Origin of the sequence: Streptomyces ortus, from assembly GCF_026341275.1 — a bacterium.
GTDB classification, from domain to species: domain Bacteria; phylum Actinomycetota; class Actinomycetes; order Streptomycetales; family Streptomycetaceae; genus Streptomyces; species Streptomyces ortus.
This window is the reverse complement of record NZ_JAIFZO010000002.1, coordinates 6,204,007-6,225,606: the sequence shown is the minus strand read 5'-3', so window position 1 is coordinate 6,225,606 and position 21,600 is coordinate 6,204,007. Positions and strand designations below refer to the sequence as shown.

The window sequence follows — 21,600 nt, the reverse complement described above, 5'->3', positions numbered from 1 at the left end:
ACGACCGTCATGACGACGCGGACCGAAGAAGCAGCCGGAGCGGGAGAGTCGGTCGCGGTGGGCAGGGAACTGACCTCCGCGAAGCGCGAGTTGCTGGCACAGCGGCTGCGTGGGCGGTCGGACACCGCGAAGGCGCCCCCGGGCGCCGTGAGTTCCGTGCCACGCCGCCCCGGCGCCGGGAGCGCCCCCCTGGCGCCCGTCCAGCACAACCTGTGGGTCGCGGACCGACTGCTGTCGGACAACTCCACGTTCAGCGTCCACCGCGTGCTGCGGCTGACCGGGGCGCTGGACCGCGACGCGGTCCGCCGCGCGCTGGACGCCCTGGTGGAGCGGCACGAGACCCTGCGCATGACGTTCCGGGACGACAGCCCGCCCCGCCAGGTCCCGCTGCCTCCCGGGCCCGCCCCGCTGCGGACCGTCGACCTGACGCACCTGCCGCCGGCCGCCCGGACGGCCGCGGCGGTGCGGCTCGCCGAGGAGGAGATCGCGCTCCCCTTCGACCTGGAGCGCGGCCCCGTCTTCCGGGCCGTGCTGGCGGTCTGCGACGACACCACCCACGTCCTCGTACTGAACCTGCACCACTGCGTCGCCGACGAGTGGTCGTGCGGTGTGCTGGCCCGTGAGTTCGGCGCCCTCTACACGGCGTGCACGAGCGGAGCCCCCGGCCCGGACCTGGCGAGGACACTGCCCGAGCTCCCCGCCTCGTACACGGACTACTCGGCCTGGCAGTCGGCCCGGCTCTCCGGCGACCTGCTGGAGCGGCAACTCGCGTACTGGCGCTCGGCCCTGGCCGACATGCCCCCGGTCCTCGAACTGCCCACCGACCACGTACGTCCGCCCACCCCGTCCTTCTGGGGGCACGGCGCCCGCCGGCTGCTGTCGCCCGAGGTGAGTTCCGCGCTGCGCGACTTCGCCAGGCGGCACAACGTCACCCTCTTCACCGCCCTGCTGACGGTGTTCGCCGGCTATCTGCACCGCTGGAGCGGAGGACAGGACCGCTTCTCCGTACTGACGCCGGTCTCCGGCCGGGTCGTCGCCGACACCGAACCGCTCGTGGGCATGCTGGCGAACACCCTGCCGCTGGCCGTGGACGTCACCGACGACCCGGGCTTCGCCACGCTGGTGCGCCGGATGAACACCGTGGTGCTCGGGGCCCTTGAGCACCAGGACGTCACCTTCGAGCAGCTGGTGGCGGACTCCGGGCATCCCCGGGACGCGTCCCGCAACCCCCTGTCCCAGGTCATGTACCAGTGCATCGAGTCACGCGAGCACGTGTGGGAACTGCCCGGTGTCACCGTCGAGCGCGAGCGCATCGGCATGGCGTCCGCCAAGGTGGACCTGTCGCTGGTCGCGGCCAATCTCGACGAGGGCGTCCGGCTCGACCTGGTGGGAGAGAGCACCCTGTTCGAGCCCGCGACGGTGGAGCGGATGCTCGACTCGCTGGTCGAGGTGCTGACCCGGGCGGTCGCCGCTCCCGACACTGCCGTCGGCGAGGTGGACCTGCTGTCCGCGGCCGACCGCGCCCAGGTCGTCGACGGCTTCAACCGCACCGGCGCCACGCCGCCCGACGGCACCGTCCTCGACCTGTTCGCCGCCGCCGTCGCCGCCACACCCGACGCCACGGCCGTCACCTCGGACGCCGCCTCCCTCACCTACCGCGAGCTCGACGCGTGGTCGGACCGTACGGCCGCGCGGCTGCGCGCGGCCGTACCCGGGCCCGGCGCGCTGGTCGGGGTCCATCTGCCCCGCTCCGAGGAGCTGGTGGCCACACTTCTCGCCGTGTGGAAGGCCCGCTGCGCCTTCCTCCCGCTGCCCCTCGACCACCCCGACGAGCGCCTGCACGCCATGCTGGACGACGCGGACATCGCCCTCGTCGTCGCGGAGCGGGGACGGCACGAGCGGCTCGGCCGGGTGCCGGTGTTCCACGCCGACCCCGCGGACCGCACCGCGTCCGCCGCACCCGACCGGCCGGGGCCCGCGCCGCTCCCCGCCGACCTCGCCTATCTGCTGTACACCTCGGGCTCCACCGGCCGCCCCAAGGCGGTGGCGATCGACCACGGCGGGCTCGTCAACTTCCTGAGCGGCACCGCGGAACGGCTTGGCGCCGGCGCGGACGACGTGTGGCTGGGCCTGACCGGCATCGGGTTCGACATCGCGCTGGTCGAGATGTTCCTGCCGCTGACCACCGGCGGCCGGGTGGTCCTGGCCCCGGAGGGGGCCGCGCACGACGGCGGCACCGCCGTCGAGACCGCCCGGCGGCACCAGGTCACCCATGTGCAGGCGACCCCGTCGGGCTGGCGTGTCCTGCTCGCCGCGGCGGACCGCCTCCCGCACCTGGCGGTCGCCCTGACCGGCGGCGAGACGCTGCCGCCCGTGCTGGCGGCGGAGCTGCGCCGCAGGGCCGGACGCCTGTTCAACTGCTACGGGCCCACCGAGTCCACGGTGTGGGCCACGTACGACGACGTCACGGACCCGGCCGCGGAGATCACCGTCGGCACGGCCGTCGACAACGTCACCGTGTACGTGCTCGACAGCGCCATGCGTCCGGTGCCGGTCGGTGTGCCGGGCGAGCTGTACATCGGGGGGCCCGGGGTCGGGCGCGGATACCACGCGCGCCCGGCGCTGACGGCGGGCGCCTTCGTGCCCGACCCGTTCGGACCGCCCGGGGCACGCCTGTACCGCTCCGGCGATGTGGGGGCCCGGCGCCCGGACGGCCGCATCCGCTTCTTCGGCCGCGACGACCACCAGGTCAAGATCCGCGGCCACCGCATCGAACTCGGCGAGATCGAGGCCCGGTTGGCCTCGCACCCGGACGTGGCGCACGCCGTGGTGGTGGCGGAGCAGCTGCCCGCCGGAGCCCGGCTCGTCGGCTATGTCGTCTCGGGTGCCTCGGAGGACGAGCTGCGCCGCCACCTCACGGCCGCCCTGCCCGTCGCCATGGTGCCCGCCGTCCTCGTCTTCCTGGAGAGCCTGCCGCTGTCGCCGAACGGCAAGGTCGACCGCCGCCGGCTGCCGGCTCCGAAGAGCGCGGCTCCCGCGGAGCGCACACCGCCCGCCGACGGGGTCCAGCGGGTCCTGGCCGACATCTGGAGCCGGCTGCTCGACATCCCCCCGGTCGCCGCGCAGGACAACTTCTTCACCCTCGGCGGCGACTCCGTCACCGCCGTGTACCTCGTGTCGAAGGCCAGGGAGGCGGGTTACGCCTTCACCGCGCGCCAGGTCTTCGCCCACCAGACGCTCGCCGAACTCGCCGCCGTGGCGGTCCCGTCGGACACCGGCACGGCGGCCCGCGGGGTGGACCCCGACGACTTCCCGCTGGCCGGCCTCGACCGGGACGGCCTGGAGCGCGTCCTGTCCGGACTCACCCCGGACGACGTGCAGGACATCTACCCCTGCACCCCGCTCCAGGCGGGCATGCTGTTCCACAGCCTCCACGACCCGGGCGGCCACTCCTACTTCAACCAGTACCGCTGGGAGATCGAGGGCGACCTCGACCGGGACGCGCTCGTCGCGGCCTGGCAGCACGTACTGGACCGGCACGACGCGCTGCGCTGCTCCTTCCGCTGGGAGGGCCTGGACCGCCCTCTCCAGGTCGTCCACCGCACCGTACGGGCCGACTTCACCGTCCTCGACTGGACGGACACCCCCGCGGACGCCCTCCCCGAACGCCTGGAGGCACTGCTCGCCGCGGAACGCGGGCGCGGCTTCGACCTGTTCCGTGTCCCGCCCCACCGGTTCCATCTCATCCGCACCGGCCCCGCCGCCCACCAACTGGTGTGGCACAACCACCACATCCTGTCCGACGGCTGGAGCGTCGGCCCGCTCCTGAACGAGGTCTTCGCCACCGCCACGGCGCTGCGCCGGCTGGGGCACCCGCCGCGCGACCTGCCCGAACCGGTCCCCCACCGCGCCTACGTGGAGTGGCTGGCGGGACAGGACCCGCGCGCCGTCGAACGCTACTGGCGCGACTCCCTCGCCGGCTTCGGCGAGCCCACCCCGATCCCGGTGGTGCGGCAGGTCCCGCCGGACGAGCCCGCCGGAGCGGCCCGCACCGTCGAACTCGCGCTGGACGCGGAACTGACGGAGGGTCTGGCCCGGTTCGCCCGCGAGCGGGGCTGCACACCCGGCACCGTGTTCCAGGGCGCCTGGGCGCTGCTGCTGGGCCGCTGGAGCCGGCGCCGCGACGTGCTGTTCGGGCTCACCGTCTCCGGGCGCTCCGTCGACCTGCCGCGCGTCGAGCAGGTCGTGGGACTGCTGTCCAACACCTTGCCGGTGCGCGTGCGCTGGGCGGACGACGACCGGCTCGGTGACTGGCTGGGCCGTCTCGCCGGACAGCTCGCCGGGCTGCGCGACGTCGAGCACTCCGCGCTGGTCGACATCCACGACTGGTCCGAGGTGCCGGGCGACCGACGGCTGTTCGACAGCATCCTGGTCATGCAGAACCTGGCGGTCGCCGAGCGCGCCGACCTGGGCGGTCTGCGCCTGCGCATGGGGCCCGTCCACCAGAGCAGCGGCTATCCGCTGATGCTGAACGTCCGCGTCGCACCGGCCGGTGCCGTCCTCCAGCTGATCCACGACGACCTGCGGGTCGACTCCGGTGACGCCGAGCGCCTGCTGGCGTCGTTCGGGCACCTGCTGAGCGCCTTCGTGGAGCGGCCCGGCGCCCGGCTGGGCGAGCTGCCGATCCTGCCGGACGCCGCGCGCGAGAGGGTCGTCCACCACTGGAACGACACCGCGCACGCCTTCCCCGCCGCCACGACCGTGCCCGCGATGATCGGGGAGCAGTCGACACGCACCCCGGACGCGACGGCGGTGGTGTGCGGCACCGAGAACTCCGCGGACGCCGAGGAATGGTCGTACGCCCGGCTCGACGACGAGGTCACGCGGCTGGCCCGGCGGCTGCGGGCCGCCGGGGTGCGGCGCGGGGACCGGGTGGGGCTGCGCCTCGACCGCTCGGCGACCATGACGGCCGCGGTGCTCGCGGTCTGGCGGGTCGGCGGCGCCTACGTGCCGCTGGACCCGGAATACCCCGACGCCCGGACCGCCTTCGTGCTGTCCGACTCCGGTGTACGCGTCCTCCTCGCGGGCGGCGAACCGCTCCCGGCGTCCGTACCGCCCGAGGTGGGCGTGGTCCGCGTCGACGACATCGGCGATGGCATCGGCGGTGACACCGCCGGGCGGCGGCCGGCGTCCGGAACCCCGGAAGAGCCGGGCGGCTTCGAGCCCTCCGGGCCGGACGACGTGGCCTATGTGCTGTACACCTCCGGCTCCACCGGCCGCCCCAAGGGCGTGGAGGTCACCCACGCGTCGCTCGCCCATCTGACGGCCGCCATGACGCATGTCCTGCGGCCGGCCGGCCGCCAGGTGTGGCTGGGGCTCACGGCTCTGTCCTTCGACATCTCGACCGTGGAGATGTTCGTGCCGCTGACCACGGGCGGCCGGATCGTGGTCGTCCCCGAGGAGGGACGCTGGGACGCCGCCGCGCAGCGCGCCCTGATCCGCCGCCACGGCGTCACCCATGTCCAGGCCACCCCGTCCGGGTGGCGGCTGCTGCTGGCCGCCGGGTTCGGTGCGGCGGACGGTGTCGCCGTCGGCCTGGTCGGCGGCGAGGCGCTGCCCGAGCCCCTGGCCGCCGAGCTGGGTACGGGCCTGCCCCGGCTGGTCAACGTCTACGGCCCGACCGAGGCCACCGTGTGGTCCACCTGGGACGAGGTCGACCCCGGCGCGCAGGAGGTGACCATCGGTCTCCCCCTGCCCAACACCACCGCCCACGTCCTCGACGAGGAGATGCGGCCCGTGCCCCTCGGAGTGCCGGGCGAGCTGTACCTCGGCGGCGCGGGGGTGGCTCGCGGCTATCTGGGGCGGCCCGCGCTGACCGCCCGGCAGTTCGTGCCGGACCCGTTCGGCGGGCCCGGGGCCCGGCTCTACCGCACCGGCGACCTCGCCGCGCGGCGCGCCGACGGCCGTATCCGCTTCCTGGGCCGGGACGACCACCAGGTCAAGATCCACGGTCACCGGATCGAACTCGGCGAGATCGAGGAGGCGTTGACCGGCCACCCGGACGTGCGCCTCGCCGCCGTCACCGTCCACCGGGACGCGGCGGGCGAGGAGTTCCTGGTCGGCCATCTCGTCGGCGACTCGCCCGACCCCGCCGACGTACGGACGTATCTGCGCGGCAAGGTGCCCCGCGCGATGGTGCCGGCCCGGCTCGTCGTCCTGGAGTCGATGCCGCTCAGTCCGGCAGGCAAGGTCGACCGCGCGGCGCTGCCCGCCCCGGAGGCGCACCGGGCGGACCCCGCCGGGCGGACCGCGCCCCGCAGTGCCGCCGAGCGAAGTCTCGTGGACATCTGGGTCCGCGTCCTGCGCACCGAGGACATCGGGACGGACGACGACTTCTTCGCGCTGGGCGGCAACTCCCTCAAGGCGGTCATGGTCTCCGCGCTCGCACGGGAGGCCGGGCTCTCCGTCACCACACGGCAGATCTTCGCCCACCCCACGGTGGCGGAGCTCGCGGACCTCGACTCCGAGGCGCCCGCGGCGGAACGCGCACCGGACTCCGTGGCGAGCGGTCCGTTCCAGTTCACCGGCCTGGACGACGAGGCCCTGGACGGGCTCCTGGACACCGTCGGCAGGGAAGGCACCGAGGACGTCCTGCCTCTGTCGCCCATGCAGACCGGGCTGCTCCTCGACACGCTGGCGGAGACCGGCGACTACGTCCGCGCCTTCGCCGTCGACATCGAGGGCGACTTCGACCGGACGGCCTTCGAGGACGCCTGGACCCACCTGGTCGACCGGCACGCGATCCTGCGGTCCACCTTCCACTGGGCACACCTGCCCCGGCCGGTGCAGGTCGTGCGGCTCGCCGCGCCGCCGCGCTTCCGGTACGCCGACCTCTCCGCGCTCCCGCCGGACCGGCGTGCGCGACGGCTCGCGGCGCTCACCGAGGCGGAGGGCCGGACCGTCTTCGATCTCGGCGCCGCCCCGCCGGCCCGCTTCCTGCTGATCCGGGTGGCCGAGGACCGGCACCGCTTCGTGTGGACCACCCACCACGTCGTCTTCGACGGCTGGAGCCTGCACGCCCTGTTCACCGAGGCGTTCGACGGCTACCGCGCCCGCCGCGAGACCGGCCGGCCGCCCGTCCTCGCCGACCCGCCCCCGTACCGGGAGTACCTGCGCCGGCTCGCCGAGCACGACACCCCCGAGGGCGCCGAGCGCGAGGACGCCCACTGGCGCTCCCACCTGGCGGGCTTCACCCGGCCCACGCCCCTGCCCGGCAGCCGTCCCACCGGCGCCACGGCAGGCGTGTGGAGCGCCCGGCAGACCCTTCCGGCAGACCTGTGCGACGCCCTGGAACAGGCCGGCCGGCGCCATCACGTCACCGTCGGCACCCTCGTCCACACCGCCTGGTCGCTGCTGCTGAGCCGGACGAGCGGGGAGCGGGACGTCGTCTTCGGGACGACCGTCTCGGGCCGGTTCGGCGACGTCCCGGGCATCGAGCGCATGGTCGGCCTGCTGATGAACACCCTGCCCCTGCGCGTCGAGGTGGACCCCGCCGCCCCCCTCACCGGGCTGTTGCGCGAGGTGCAGCACCGGATCACCGAGGTGGCCGGGCGGGCGCACGTCGCCCTGCCCGCCGTCCAGCGGGCGAGCGCCGTGGCTCCCGGACGGCGGCTCTTCGACAGCCTGGTCGTCTTCACCGACACCGGCTTCGGCGGCCTGCCGCCGGGGGTCGTCCCGGTCGCCGAGAGCGAGGTCCGCGACACCGGCTATCCCCTGGTCCTGGAGGTCATGCGGGCCGGCCGCCTCACCCTCGAACTGGGCTGCGAGAAGTCCCACTACGACCAGGTCACCGCGGACCGGCTGCTCGCCCAGTTCGTCCAGCTGCTCACCGGCCTGACCGAGGACCGTACCGGCGTCGCCGAGGTACCGATGCTGTCGGCCGGGGAACGCGCCCAGGTCGTCGGCGCCTGGAACGACACGACGACCGGCTTCCCGGCCGACCGCACCCTGCACTCCCTCGTCGAGGAACAGGCCGCGGCCACGCCGGACGCCGTCGCCGTCCGGCTCGGTCCCGACGCCTGGACCTACGCCGAACTCGACGACCGGGCCGACCGGGTGGCCCACCGCCTGCGTCTGGAGGGCGTCCGGCCGGGCGACCTGGTGGCCCTGTGCACCGAGCGTTCCCTCGACCACGTCGTGGGGGTGCTCGGCATCCTGAAGTCCGGCGCGGCCTTCGTCCCCGTCGACCCCGAACACCCCGCCCGGCGGCAGGCGTACATCCTCGCCGACGCCGGGGCCCGGGTGGTGCTCACCCAGACCCATCTGCGCGCGGCCCTGCCCGAGGACGTCGACGCGCGCGTTCTCGCGCTGGACGATGCCGCGGCCTGGACCGCCGAGCCCGGCCCGGGTCCCCGGCCGGAGGCGCTGCCCGCCGACCTGTGCTCGCTGTACTACACCTCGGGGTCGACCGGTTCGCCCAAGGCGGTGGCCTCGCACCACGCGGGCTGGGTCAACCGCATGGCGTGGATGCAGCGCCGGCACGGTCTGCGCCCCGGCGAGGCTGTCCTGCACAAGACCACGCTCACGTTCGACGACGCGGCGGTGGAGATTTTGTGGCCGCTGATCACCGGGGGCCAGGTGGTCCTGCTGCCGCCGGGCGCGCACCGCGACGCCCACGCGATCGCCGAGGCCGTGGCCCGGCACGACGTGGTGCACGTGCAGTTCGTCCCCAGCGTGCTGGAGGTGTTCCTCGACGTCCTCACCCCGGCGCGGGCCCTGGCCATGCCCCGGCTGCGGTCCGTCCTGACCAGCGGCGAGGCGCTGCGGCCCGCTCTGCTGCGCCGGTTCCGCGACGTGTTCGGGGACCGGGTGAGCCTCGACAACACCTGGGGCGCCACCGAGGTGTCCATCGACTCCACCTGCCGGGTGTGCACCGCCGAGGACGCCGTCGGTGACACGGGCGCGGTCGCCCTGGGGCTGCCCATCGACAACAACACCGTCCATGTGCTCGACGAGGCGATGGCGCCGCTGCCGACCGGGGTCACCGGAGAGCTCTTCATCGGCGGCCCCACGCTGGCCCGCGGCTACCACGGCCGGCCCCGGCTGACCGCCGAGCGGTTCGTGCCGGACCCGTTCGGCGCGCCCGGCTCCCGGCTCTACCGCACCGGCGACCTGGGGCGCCGGCGTGCCGACGGCGTCCTGGAGTTCGCCGGCCGCGCCGACCACCAGGTCAAGCTCGGGGGTGTCCGCGTCGAACTCGGCGAGATCGAGGACGCGTTGCGCAGGGCGCCCGGTGTCCGGGACGCGGTCGCCGACGTACGGACCGTGGGTGCCGCGCGGAGTCTCGTCGGCTACACCGTCGGGGACGACGATCCGGACCGTACGCTGGCCGCGCTGCGCGCCGAGCTGCCCGACGTCATGGTGCCGAGGTTCCTCGTCGCCCTGGACTCCGTACCGCTCAACGCCAACGGCAAGGTGGACCGGGCGGCCCTGCCCGACCCGGACCCCGCCGTCCGGGAGGCGCCGGACCAGTCCCACACGGCTCCCGGTACGCCGACGGAGGAGGCCCTCGCCCGGATCTGGTGCCGGGTCCTCAAGGTGGAGCGGATCGGGGTGCACGACAACTTCCGTGCGCTGGGCGGGGATTCCATCCTGCTGATCCACACGGTCGCCAGGGCGCGTGAGGCGGGCCTGTCCCTCACCCCGAAGATGGTCTTCGAGCACCCCACGATCGCCGCTCTCGCCGCGGCCTGCGACGAGGCGGCGGCCCTGGGCCGCGGCACCGCCGTGCACGCCGAACAGGGCCCCGTCACCGGGGAGGTGCCCCTCGGGCCGATCCAGCGGCAGTACGCCGCGCTCGGCCCCCTGGACCGCTTCAACCAGAGCCGGCTCCTCGCAACCGGCCCCGGAGTCGATCCGGACACCCTGCGGGCGGCGCTGCGCACCCTGACCGAGCACCACGACGCGCTGCGGCTGCGCTGGCGGCGCCGGGGAGCCGACTGGCACCAGTACCTGGCGCCTCCGGACGACCACGGCGAACACGACAAGCACGGCGACCCCGGCGATCTTCTGACGGTCGTGGACTCCCCGCAGGACGCCGACGCCGCGGTGGAGGCCGCGCACGCCGAGCTCGACCTGGCCGACGGTCCCCTGCTGCGCGCCGTCCTGCTCAGGCCGTCCGGACAGCTCCTGCTGGTCGTCCACCACGTGGCCGTCGACACCGTGTCCTGGGACATCCTGACCGAGGACCTGAACACGCTGTGCGGCGGAGGTGAACTGCCCGCCAAGACCACCTCGGTAGGGCACTGGGCCGAGCGGCTCCACGAGCACGCGGGGAGCGGCGAGTTCGAGGCCGAGGCCGCCTACTGGGCGCTGCCGAGGCCACCCGTCGAACCGCTGCCGACGGACCGTCCGGGCGGCGGCAACACCGAGGGCCGCGTCCGGGTCACGAAGGTGGTGCTCCCGGCCGCGCCCACGGCGGCCCTGCTGCGCCAGGCCGCCGCGCTGCGCGGAGCCGAACCGGAACACCTCATGCTGGCCGCCCTGGCCCGCACGCTCACCGAGGCCACCGGCGGTGACACCTGTGTGATCGACGTGGAACGGCACGGCCGTGAGCCGCTGTTCGACGACGTCGACCTCACCCGTACCGTCGGCTGGTTCACCAGTGTGCAGCCCCTGACGATCACCCGTCCCGAGTCCGACACCACGGACGCCTGGGTCGACGTGGTCGCCGAGCACACCCGTACCCCCGCGGGACGCGGCATCGGCCATGGACTCGCCCGGTATCTGCGCGCGGGCGGCGTCGGAGCGCCCCCGGCCCAGGTCTCGTTCAACTACCACGGCCGCCGGGACACCGCCCAGGCGTCCGACGCCCCGCTGCGCCCGCTGCCCCGGACCTACGGCGATCCCGTCGACCCCGGGCAGCGGCGCTCCCACCTCGTGGAGATCGAGGCGGCGGTCCTCGACGGCGAGCTGCACCTGGAGTGGCGGTACGCGGGCGACCACTTCGACGCCGGCACCGTACGCGGCCTGGCCGAACGGCAGTTGCGGCACCTCACCGCGCTGGGCGACACCCCGCCCGAGGCGCTGCGGCGGCCGGCCGAGCCGTTCGTGCGGCGGCTGTTCGCCGGGACACCGGCCCCGAGGCTGCCGATGCTGCGGCACCGGGTCCCGGGCGTGGGCATCGCGGTGATCGCCGACGGCGAGCTGCGCGGGGCCTGGGGCTTCGGCACCCTCCGCGCCGGGGACCCCGCCGAGGTCGACGAGCGGACCGTCTTCCAGGTCGGCTCGATCAGCAAGCACGTCACCGCGCTGGGTGTGATGTCCCTGGTCCAGGACGGCCGTCTCGACCTCGACACGGACGTCAACCGCCTGCTCACCGGCTGGCGGCTGCCCGGGGACGGCGTCACCCTGCGCCAGTTGCTCACCCATACCGCGGGACTCGGCGCGCAGTCCTACGACGGCTACCGCGCGGACCGGCCGATGCCCACGCTGGCACAGGTGCTCGACGGCCGGCCCCCGGCGCTCACCCCGCCGGTACGGCCCGTGGGCCCGCCCGGCTCGCCGTACCTGTACGCGAGCAGCAACTACACCGTGGTCCAGCAGGTGCTCCAGGACGTCACGGGAGAGGACTTCGCGCCCCTGATGCGCTCGCTCGTCCTGGACCCGCTCGGTATGCGCGACAGCGACTTCGCGCCGCGCGTCCCGAAACTGCCCGGCACCACGGTCGCCCGCAACCACGACGCGGCGGGCGTCCCCCACCCGGAGGGCTGGCACCTGTACCCGGAGTCGGCCGCGGGCGGCCTGTGGTCCACGCCCCGGGACCTGGCCCGGGTCGCGATCGAGATCCAGCGGGCGGTCACCGGCGGCCCCTCGGCCTTCCTGGGCGCCGAGGCGGCGGACGAGATGCTCCGCACCCATCCCGGCACCCCGGGAGGACTGGGCACGGCGGGCAAACCGTACGGCGGCCGACGGTGGTTCGGACACACCGGGGGTGTCCCCGGCTTCCGCTCCCTGACCTGGGCGGACCCGGACCGCGGTCTGGGGCTCGTCGTCACGGCCAACTCGGACGCCGGTGAGGACTTCCTGCGCGAATTGCTGCACGACCTCGGGGTCGGACTGGAGGACGCACGATGGTGACGATCGACTCCGCCTTCGGTACGTGGGCGGCACGCACCCCGGACGCAGTGGCGCTGCGCGCGCCCGGTACCCGGCTGACCTACGGCGAACTGGACCGCGCGGCGACCCGCCTGGCCCGCCGGCTGCTCCGGCTCGGCGTCCGGCCGCGGGAGCTGGTCGGCGTGGCGGCCGTCCCGTGCCCCGAGTTCGTGGTTGCGGCACTGGCGGTGCTCCGCGCGGGCTGCGCCTACGTACCGCTGGATCTGACGTATCCCGAGGAGCGGCTGGCGCACATGCGCCGGGACAGCGGCATCCGTGTCGTGGTGCGCAGCACCGGCGAGGACCTGCCGGCCGCCCTCGCGGACTGCGTGGTCCTCGATCCGGCCCCGGCCGGCGACGGCGCCGATGACCGGGGCACGACCGACGGCACGGCCGACGGCGCCCCCGACCCCCTGGACGCGGTGTCGGCCGAGCCCGCCGATCTGGCGTACGCGATGTACACCTCGGGGTCGACCGGGCGGCCCAAGGCGGTCCTGGTCGAGCAGCGCAATGTCACCGCCTTCGCGCTGCGGCAGGACTTCGCCGCGCTCGGGCCCGGCCGCACCATGCTGCAGAGCAGTTCCTTCTCGTTCGACGCGTCGGTGCTGGAGATCTGGGGGGTGCTGCTGCGCGGAGCCTGTCTGGCCTTCCCGCCGGACGACCTGCTGACCTCGGCGGAGCTGGCCGAGGTGCTGGCGGCCGAGAAGGTGACCGATCTGTGGCTCTCGGCGGGCCTCTTCCACCGGATCGCCGACGACGTGCCGACCGCGTTCGCGCCCCTGCACACCGTCGTCACAGGCGGCGACGTCGTGTCCCCGCCCCGGGTGCGGCGCGTGCTGAGCGCCAACCCCGGGCTGACGGTGGCGCACATCTACGGCCCCACCGAGACCACGGTGGCCGTCTGCCGCCGACTGCTCACCGACCCGGACCAGGTGGAGGCACCGCTGCCGCTGGGTACCGCGCTGCCCGGTACGAGCCTGCACGTCATGGACGAGCACGGCCGTCCCCTCCCGGCGGGGGAGACCGGCGAACTGTGGATCTCGGGGGAGACCGTCTCCCGCGGCTACCACGACCGGCCCGAACTCACCGCGGAACGCTATGTCACCGACCCCGCGACGGGCCGGTACTCCTACCGCAGCGGCGACCTCGCCCGCAAACGCCCCGACGGCACCGTGGAGTTCGCGGGCCGCGCCGACCAGCAGGTCAAGATCCGCGGTTTCCGGATCGAACCCGGTGAGATCGAGGCCGCGCTCGGCGAGGCGCCCGGGGTGCGCGCCTGCCTGGTCACCGCGCGCGTCGCACCCCCCGGCGACAAGCGCGTCGTCGCCTACGTCGTCCCCCGTGCGACGGGTCCACTGCCCGCCGCCGGCCTGCACCGCTTCCTCGCCGGGCGGCTGCCCCGCCACATGCTGCCCGCCGAGTACGTGGCGCTGGACGCGCTGCCCCTGGACGCCAACGGAAAGGAGGACCGGCGCCTCCTGCCCGAGCCGGCCTGGGGTCGCGGCAGCCTCGCCGTGCTCGACACCACCCCTGCCCTCGCCGCCGTTCCCGTCGCCGCTCCTGCCCCCGCTCCCGCCATCCCGGCCGCCCTGCCCGAGAGGATCTGATCGCACATGTCTGCCACCCCCGGCCCCACCGGGGTCCAGGTGCCGCTCAGCCGCGACCAGGAACGAACCTGGTTCGTCGACCAGTTGAGCAGCTGTTCGTCCGACTACCTCATCCCGCTCCGGCTGCACTTCGCCGGGGCCCTCGACCGCGACGCGCTGCGCCGGTCGCTGGAAGCCCTGGTGGCCCGCCACGAGGTGCTGCGCACCGGTGTCGTCGCGGGGGACGCAAGGCCCGTCGGAGTGGTCCGCCCGCCGGACGCGTTCCGGCTGCGGGAGACGACGGCGGCCGACGCGGGGGCACTCGACGCCGCCCTCGCGCAGGAGGCGGCCACCCCGATGGACCTGGCCACCGAACTGCCCGTGCGCGCCCTGCTGATCCGGCACGGCGAGCGTGAGCACACCCTCGTCCTGACGATGCATCACGTCGCCGCCGACGACTGGTCCTGTGCCCTCGTCTACGACGAACTGGCCGCCGACTACGCCGCCTTCACCGCGGGGAACCCGTCCCCCGTCCCGGCGCCCGCCGAGCCCTACCGCACCGTGGCCGCCCGCCTCGACGCCCTCGCCGACGAGGCCGAGCCGGCCGGGCTCGCACACTGGCGCACCGCACTGGCCGACCTCACCCCCTTCGAGGTGCCCGGCGACCGCCCCCGGCCCGCCGTACGGGCCGGGCGGGGAGCGATGCGTACCGCCTTCGTGCTGCCGCCGAAGGTCGCCGGACCGCTCGTCGCGCTCGGCCGCTCCGTGGGGGCCACCCCCGCGATGCTGCTGACCGCGGCGGTCCAGGGCGTCCTGTACCGCTACACCGGCCGACAGGACGTCACCACCGGCACCACCTACGCGCGCCGCGACGACCCCGCGACCGAACGCCTGCTGGGCGTCCTCATCAACATGCTGCCCCTGCGGGGCCGGCCGACCCCGGAGTTGACGTTCCGTCAGTTCGTGGAGCGATTCCGGGATGTGTCGCTCGACGCGTTCGACCACGCCGAGGTCCCCTTCGACCGGCTCGTGGGCGAGAGCGGTGCCGAGCGCGATCCCTCGCGCACCCCGCTGTTCCAGATCCTGGTCAACTTCCGCACCGGCCGCCGCCGTACCCCGCAGCTGCCGGACGTGACCGTGACCGAACTCCCGATGCCGTACGAGGGCGCCAAGTACGACCTCTGCGTCAGCTTCGAGCAGAGTGCCGCGGGGCTGTGGTGCGGCGTGAACTGGGACACCGACCTGTACGACGACGACACGGTGGAGCGCCTCGGCCACTGGCTGGAGCGGCTGCTGCGGCACGTCGCCGAGCGGCCCGACACCCTCCTGGACGACATCCCGCTGCTGTCAGGACCGGAGCAGGACGCCCTGCGCGCGCTGTCCCTGCGCCCGGCCGTCGACACCCCCCGGCACACCCTGCACGAACTGGTCGCCCTCAGGGCCGCGGCCCAGCCCGACGCGGTCGCCCTGGTCGACGCCGACGGCGCCACGACCAGCTACGCGGCCCTGGACGCCGCCGCCAACGCCGTCGCCCGCCGGCTGATCGCCCGCGGAGTGGGGCCCGACATACCCGTGGGCCTGCTGATCGACCGGTCGGTCCAGCTGGTCGTCGGCCTCCTGGGCATCCTCAAGGCGGGCGGGGCCTACCTGCCCATCGAGCCGGCCACTCCCGCCGCCCGGATCGCCACCCTGCTCACCGACGCGGGTGCCCCGGTCTGCCTCACCGCCCCCGAACACGCGGGCACCGTCACCGCCGGGGGCGCCGTCCCGCTCACCGTCGACCCGGCCGACCGGGCGGCGCCCCCGGCCATGTCCGTCCACCCCGACCACCTGTGCGCCGTCTACTACACGTCCGGCTCCACCGGCCGGCCCAAAGGCGTGGCCTGCACGCACCGCGGCTGGGTCAACCGGATGGCGTGGATGCAGCACCGGCACGGGCTGCGGCCGGGCGAGACGGTCCTGCACAAGACGACCCTGCCGTTCGACGACGCGGCCGTCGAGATCCTCTGGCCGCTGATCACCGGCGGCACGGTGGCGCTGCTGCCGCCCGGCCTGCACCGCGACCCGCGGGCGCTGGTCGACGCCGCCGTCCGCCACCGTGCCGTCCATGTGCAGTTCGTGCCCAGCGTCCTCGACCTCTTCCTCGAAGAACTCACCCCCGACGACATCGCCGCACTGCGCCCGAACCTGCGCAGCGTCCTGTCCAGCGGCGAGGCGCTGCGCCCGGTTCTCGTGGAGCGCTTCCGTGCCGCGTTCGGCGACACGGTCAGCCTGGACAACACATGGGGCGCCACCGAGGTGTCCATCGACTCCACGTTCCACGTCTGCGGCCCGCAGGACACCCACGGGACCGGCGCGGTCAGCCTCGGGCGGCCCATGGACAACAACGAGGTGCTGGTCCTCGACCACCGCCTCTCCCCGCTGCCGCCCGGCGTCCCCGGTGAGCTGTGCATCGCCGGGACCGGCCTGGCCCGCGGCTATCTGGGCGACCCCGCCAAGACGGCCGCGGCCTTCGTCCCGCACCCCTGCCGGCCCGGCGAGCGCGTGTACCGGACCGGCGACCGCGGACGGATGCGACCGGACGGCACCTTCGTCTACCTGGAGCGGATGGACCGCCAGGTGAAGGTGCGCGGCGTCCGGGTGGAGCTGGGCGAGGTGGAAGCCGCGCTCCGCGAGCACCGGGCGGTGACGGACACCGCGGTGGTGACCCGCCGCGTGCCCTCGGGCGACCTGCGGCTGGCCGCCTACGTCGCCCTCGACGACGCCGGGACGACCGTCCACGAACTGCGCGAGCACCTGTCCGCCCGGCTGCCCGGGTACGCGGTGCCCTCGACCGTCACCGTGCTGCCCGCGCTCCCCCGCTCGGCCAGCGGCAAGCTCAGCCCTTCGCTGCTTCCCGAGCCCGACCCGGCGGACCACCAGCGGGCGGACCACGTCGCTCCCCGCGACGAGACCGAGCGGATCATCGCCGACATCTGGGCCGACGTGCTCTCCCTGCCCCGCATCGGCGTCCTCGACGACTTCTTCTCCTTCGGCGGCCACTCCCTGATCGCCACCCGGGCCGTCAACCGGATGCGGCAGGCCTTCGACGCCCAGCTCCCGCTCAGCGTGATCTTCGAGCGCCCGACCGTCGCCGGAACGGCGGAGTACATCCACGACCTGATCCTGGCCGAGATCGAGGCGATGTCCGACGACGAGGCGCGCCGGCTCCTCACGGAGACCTCCCCGGCCACCACCCCCGCGGACCACGAACGAGGTGCGACACGATGAAGACCCCCCTGCTGCACGAGGCGTTCCTCAAGCACGCCCTGCGCTCCCCCGACGCCCCGGCCCTGCTGTGGTCGGGCGGCACCATGACCTACGGCACCCTGGAGCGCCGCTCGGCGGTGCTGGCCGACCGGCTGCTGGCCGCCGGGGTCGGCCGGGGCGACCTGGTCGGGGTCTGCGTCGCCCGCGGCCCCGCGCTGCCCACCGCCCTGCTCGCCGTCATGCGGGCGGGCGCCGCCTGGGTCCCGCTCGACCCGTCCTACCCGCAGGACCGGCTGGAGTACATGCTCGGCGACTCCGGAGTCTCCCTGGTGATCGCGGACGGGGCCTCGGCCCGCCGGCTGCCCGCGGGCGTCCGCGTCCTGGACCCGGAGGGCGCCGCCGAGACCGCTCCGGCCGCCCTGCCCTCCGTGGGCCGCGGCGATCTCGCCTACGTCATCTACACGTCCGGCTCCACCGGCCGGCCCAAGGGCGTCCTCGTCGAACACGGGAGCGTCGCCGCCACCATCGCCGGGATGCGCGCCGAGTGGGGGGTGGGAGCGGGCGAACGCGTCCTGCAGTTCGCCCCGTCGAGCTTCGACGCCTCCGTCCTGGAGACCGGCGTCGCCCTGACTGGTGGGGCGGCACTGGTCCTGGCCGACGCCGACAGCGTGGTGCCGGGCCCCGGCCTGGTGGACCTGATGGACCGTTTCGCGGTGACCTTCACCCTGCTGCCGCCGTCCGTCGTCGCCGCGCTCCCGGAGGCCGAACTGCCCGCGCTGCGCACGCTGGTCTGCGGAGGGGAGGCGCTGCCCGCGGAGATCGTGGCCCGCTGGGGCCGCGGCCGGCGCGTCTTCAACGCGTACGGGCCGACCGAGATCTCCATCGTCGCCACCACGGGCGAGGTGAGCGGATCGGGGACGCCCGACATCGGACGCCCGCTGCCGGGCGTGCGGATCGACCTGCTGGACAAGGAAGGGCTGCCGGTGCCGGACGGCGAGGTCGGCGAACTCGTCGTCTCCGGCGCCGGAGTGACCCGCGGCTATCTCGGCCGCCCCGCCCTGACCGCGGAACGGTACGTCCCCACCGGGCACGGCCGCGCCTACCGCACCGGCGACCTCGCCCGTCGCCTGCCCGACGGGCGCTACGCGTACGCCGGGCGCGCCGACCACCAGGTCAAGATCCGCGGCTTCCGCGTCGAACCGGGCGAGATCGCCGAGGTGCTGCGCGCGCACCCCGCCGTCTCGGACTCCGTGGTCGTCGCGCGCGGCACCGTCCTGGTCGGTTACGTGTCCGCCCCCGACGCCCCTGTGCACCCCGCCGACCTGCGGACCTGGTGCGCGCGCACCCTGCCCGCCCACATGGTCCCGTCCACCGTGGTCGTGCTGCCCGCGCTGCCCCTCACCCCGAGCGGCAAGGTGGACCGCCAGGCGCTGCCCTCGCCGTACAGGTCCGGGGTGAGCAGCGGCGACGAACCGGCCACCCCCACCGAGCGGGCCGTCGCCGCGCTGATGTCGGAGCTGCTCGGCGGCACACCGGCCGGCGCCACCGACGACTTCTTCCAACTCGGCGGCCACTCCCTGCTGGTGGGACGCCTGGCCGCCCGGATCCGCGGCGACCTCGGCACCGATATCCCGCTCTCTCACCTCTTCCACCACGCCACGCCCCGGAAGATCGCCGCGCTGGTCGACGGCGGCGCCTCCCTCGACGACGGCGAGACCGTCCCCCAGGCGCCCCCGATGCGGCACGCGGACCGCACCCGGCCGATCCCGCTGTCCTTCCCCCAGGAACGCGTCTGGTTCCTCGAACAGCTCTCGCCCCTCAACCAGGCGTACCGGATGCAGGCCACCCTCACCCTGCGCGGCCCCCTGGACATGACCGCCCTGCGTGCCGCGCTCACCGAGCTGGTCCGCCGCCACGAGATCCTGCGCACCGCGTTCCGCGAGGTCGACGGGGTGCCGGCGCAGTGCCCCGTGGAGATGGACGCCATCACCTTCGACGTGCCCCTGGTGGACCTCTCCGCCCTCTCCGAGGCCGAACGCGAGGACGCCTGGCAGGAGTTGACAGCCAAGGAGCAGGCCACGCCGTTCGACCTCGACGCGCCTCCGCTGGCCCGCTGGGTCGTGGCCAGGGACGCCCCCGACACCCACCGGCTGCTCCACGTGGAGCACCATCTGGTGCACGACGGCTGGTCGTTCGCGGTCTTCGTGAAGGAACTCACCGCTCTGTACTCCGTGTTCGCCGAGGGCGCCGCCGCCCCGCCCGAGCCCCGCTTCCAGTTCGCCGATCTCGCCGCCTGGCAGCGGTCCTGGCTGGACGGCCCCGTGATGGACCGCTACCTCGATCACTGGGCGAAGGCCCTGGAGGGAGCCCCCGCGGCGCTCGAACTGCCCACCGACCGGCCCCGCCCGCCGGAGTTCACCTTCCGCGGCGACGTCGTACGGCTGACCCTCGACCCGGACGAGTACCACCGGCTGCGCGAGCGGGCCCGGGAGTTCGGGGTCACCCTCTACTCGACGATGCTGACCGCGTTCGCCGCCCTGCTGTCGCGCTACGCGGACCAGACCGACTTCGTGCTCGGCGTCGGGGTGGCCAACCGCAGGCTCGCCGAGGCCGAGCGGCTGATCGGCATGATGGTCAACACGGTGCCGCTGCGGGTCCGCCTGGACGGCGATCCCACGTTCCGGCAGCTGCTGGAGCAGGTCCACGGCACGGCGGTCGAGGGATACACCTGGCAGGACGTGCCGTTGCAGAGGCTCGTCAAGGCCGTCGCCCCCACCCGTGACCTGTCCCGCAACCCGCTGTTCTCCGCCATGTTCAGCTTCCACGACTCCGCCGTCCCCGACCTCGACTTCGCCGGACTGCGCGGCGAGGTGTTCATGGGGCACAACGGGACCGCGAAGGCCGACCTGAACATCGTCGCCATCCCCCGCGCCGAGCAGCGCGTGGGCAAGCGCCCCAGCAGCGAGGACGACTCGCTGACCATCATCTGGGAGTACGCCACCGACCTCTTCGACGCCGAGACCATGCGGAACATGGTGCGCGCCTACCGCGACCTGCTGCGCGCCGCGCTCGACGAGCCCGACCTGCCGGTGTCCAGGTTCCGGCTCACCAGCGCGGCTCCGGCGCCGGCCGCCGAGGCCGCGTCCGCCGGGCCCACGGTGGTCGAACTGGTGGAACGGCACATCGCCGAACATCCCGGCCGGACGGCCCTGAGCGCGGGCCAGGCAGCCGTCACGTACGGCGAACTGGGCGCCCGTGCCGACCGGTTGGCGGGGGTGCTGTCCCGGCAGGGCGCCGGCCCCGGACGCCCCGCCGCGCTGCGGCTGCCGCCCGGCACCGACCTGGTGGCCGCGCTCCTGGCCGCCGCCCGCACCGGCGTCCCGGCGCGGGTCCTCACCCCCGGCACCGAACCGGCCACGACCACGACCACCACGGAAGCCCTCATCACCGAGACCGAGATCCGGGAGGCCGAGGGGGCGACACCGGGAGCCGGAGTCGCAGCACAAGGCGCCCGGGCCGCGATCCGGGAGGCCGGGGCCGCGGCACGAGGAAGCGGGGTCGCGGCACAGGGAGCCGAGGTCGCCGGTCCCGGCGGTCGGGGCGGCGGGCTCCGGTCGGCCGACAGTGGCGTACTCGCCCTGGTGGGCCGGGCCGAGGTCACCCGTGCCGCGCTCACCGGCGCGGTCGCCGCGCTCGACGCCCTCGGCTTCGGGGCGGGACACGTCCCGCAGACCGCCGAGGCCGACAGCTCCCTGTTCCTCCTGGAGGTGTGGACCACCCTGGCCCGCGGCGGCACCCTCGTCCTCACCGGCCCGCAGGCGCCCTCGCCCGCCGCGCTGGCCGCGCTCCTCGCCGGGCGCCAAGAGCCGTTCTCCGCACTCCTGTTGCCCGACACGACCGTCAACACCCTGCTCGCGCACCACCGCGAGGCGCTGGCCCACGGCACCGGCGCCGTCCTCGCGATCGGCGCCGACACCGACCCCGCCGCCCTGCGGGAACCCGTCGGCGTCCGCCTCGCCACCGGATTCGGCACCCCCGGCCTGCCGCTGGCCCTGTACCGGGCGCACGACGGCGTGCCGGGACCCACCGCGGTCGTCGTGCCGGTCGGCCTCCCCGTGCCCGGTGTCGCCGCCGCCGTCCTCGACGGCCACGGCGAGCCGCTGCCCGCCGGGGTCCCCGGCGAACTCCACCTCGCCCGGGGCGCGGGGGCGAGGTTCACCCCCACCGGCCACCGGGCCCGCCACACCGCCGCCGGCGGCTTCGAGATCCTGGGCCGGACCGGGGCGTGGCCGACCGTCTCGGGCTTCCGCGTCGCACCCTACGAGACCCGCACCCGGCTGACCTCGCACCGCGGGATCGCAGAGGCGGCCGTCTTCAGCGCCGACGGCGAACTCCACGCGTACCTCGTACCGCACACCGGTTCCGTCATCCCGGACGACGGCGAACTCGTCGACTTCCTCGCCGAGTCGCTGCCCGACTACCAGATCCCCGCCCGCTTCACGGCGGTGCCCACGCTGCCCGCGCGGGCGACCCGACCCCCCGCGCCGAGGCCGGCCACCCACCCACCCGTGACCGCCCCCGCCCCCGACCCTCGATCGAGGTAGCCATG

At 74.7% G+C, this 21,600-nt stretch carries 4 protein-coding genes; all 4 read left to right on the top strand.

Features of this window, described 5'->3' with window-relative positions:
* Positions 1-9 precede the first annotated feature (9 nt).
* From K3769_RS30680 to K3769_RS30665, 4 genes are read left to right on the top strand one after another with little or no spacing between them, the layout of a single operon-like run.
* Positions 10-12,138, top strand: coding sequence for a non-ribosomal peptide synthetase (locus K3769_RS30680; RefSeq protein WP_267029498.1), 12,129 nt, complete (start codon positions 10-12; stop codon positions 12,136-12,138).
* On the top strand, positions 12,132-13,763 hold the full coding sequence (locus tag K3769_RS30675) for an amino acid adenylation domain-containing protein (RefSeq protein ID WP_267029497.1): 1,632 nt from the start codon (positions 12,132-12,134) through the stop codon (positions 13,761-13,763). Before K3769_RS30680 ends, K3769_RS30675 begins: the two co-directional genes overlap by 7 nt.
* A 6-nt stretch (positions 13,764-13,769) precedes the next feature.
* Entirely contained in the window at positions 13,770-17,012 is a 3,243-nt protein-coding gene (locus K3769_RS30670) for a non-ribosomal peptide synthetase (RefSeq protein WP_267029496.1), read from the top strand.
* Complete coding sequence (locus K3769_RS30665) at positions 17,009-21,595, top strand: non-ribosomal peptide synthetase (protein WP_267029495.1); 4,587 nt, start codon at positions 17,009-17,011, stop codon at positions 21,593-21,595. Before K3769_RS30670 ends, K3769_RS30665 begins: the two co-directional genes overlap by 4 nt.
* The last annotated feature ends 5 nt before the right edge of the window (positions 21,596-21,600 follow it).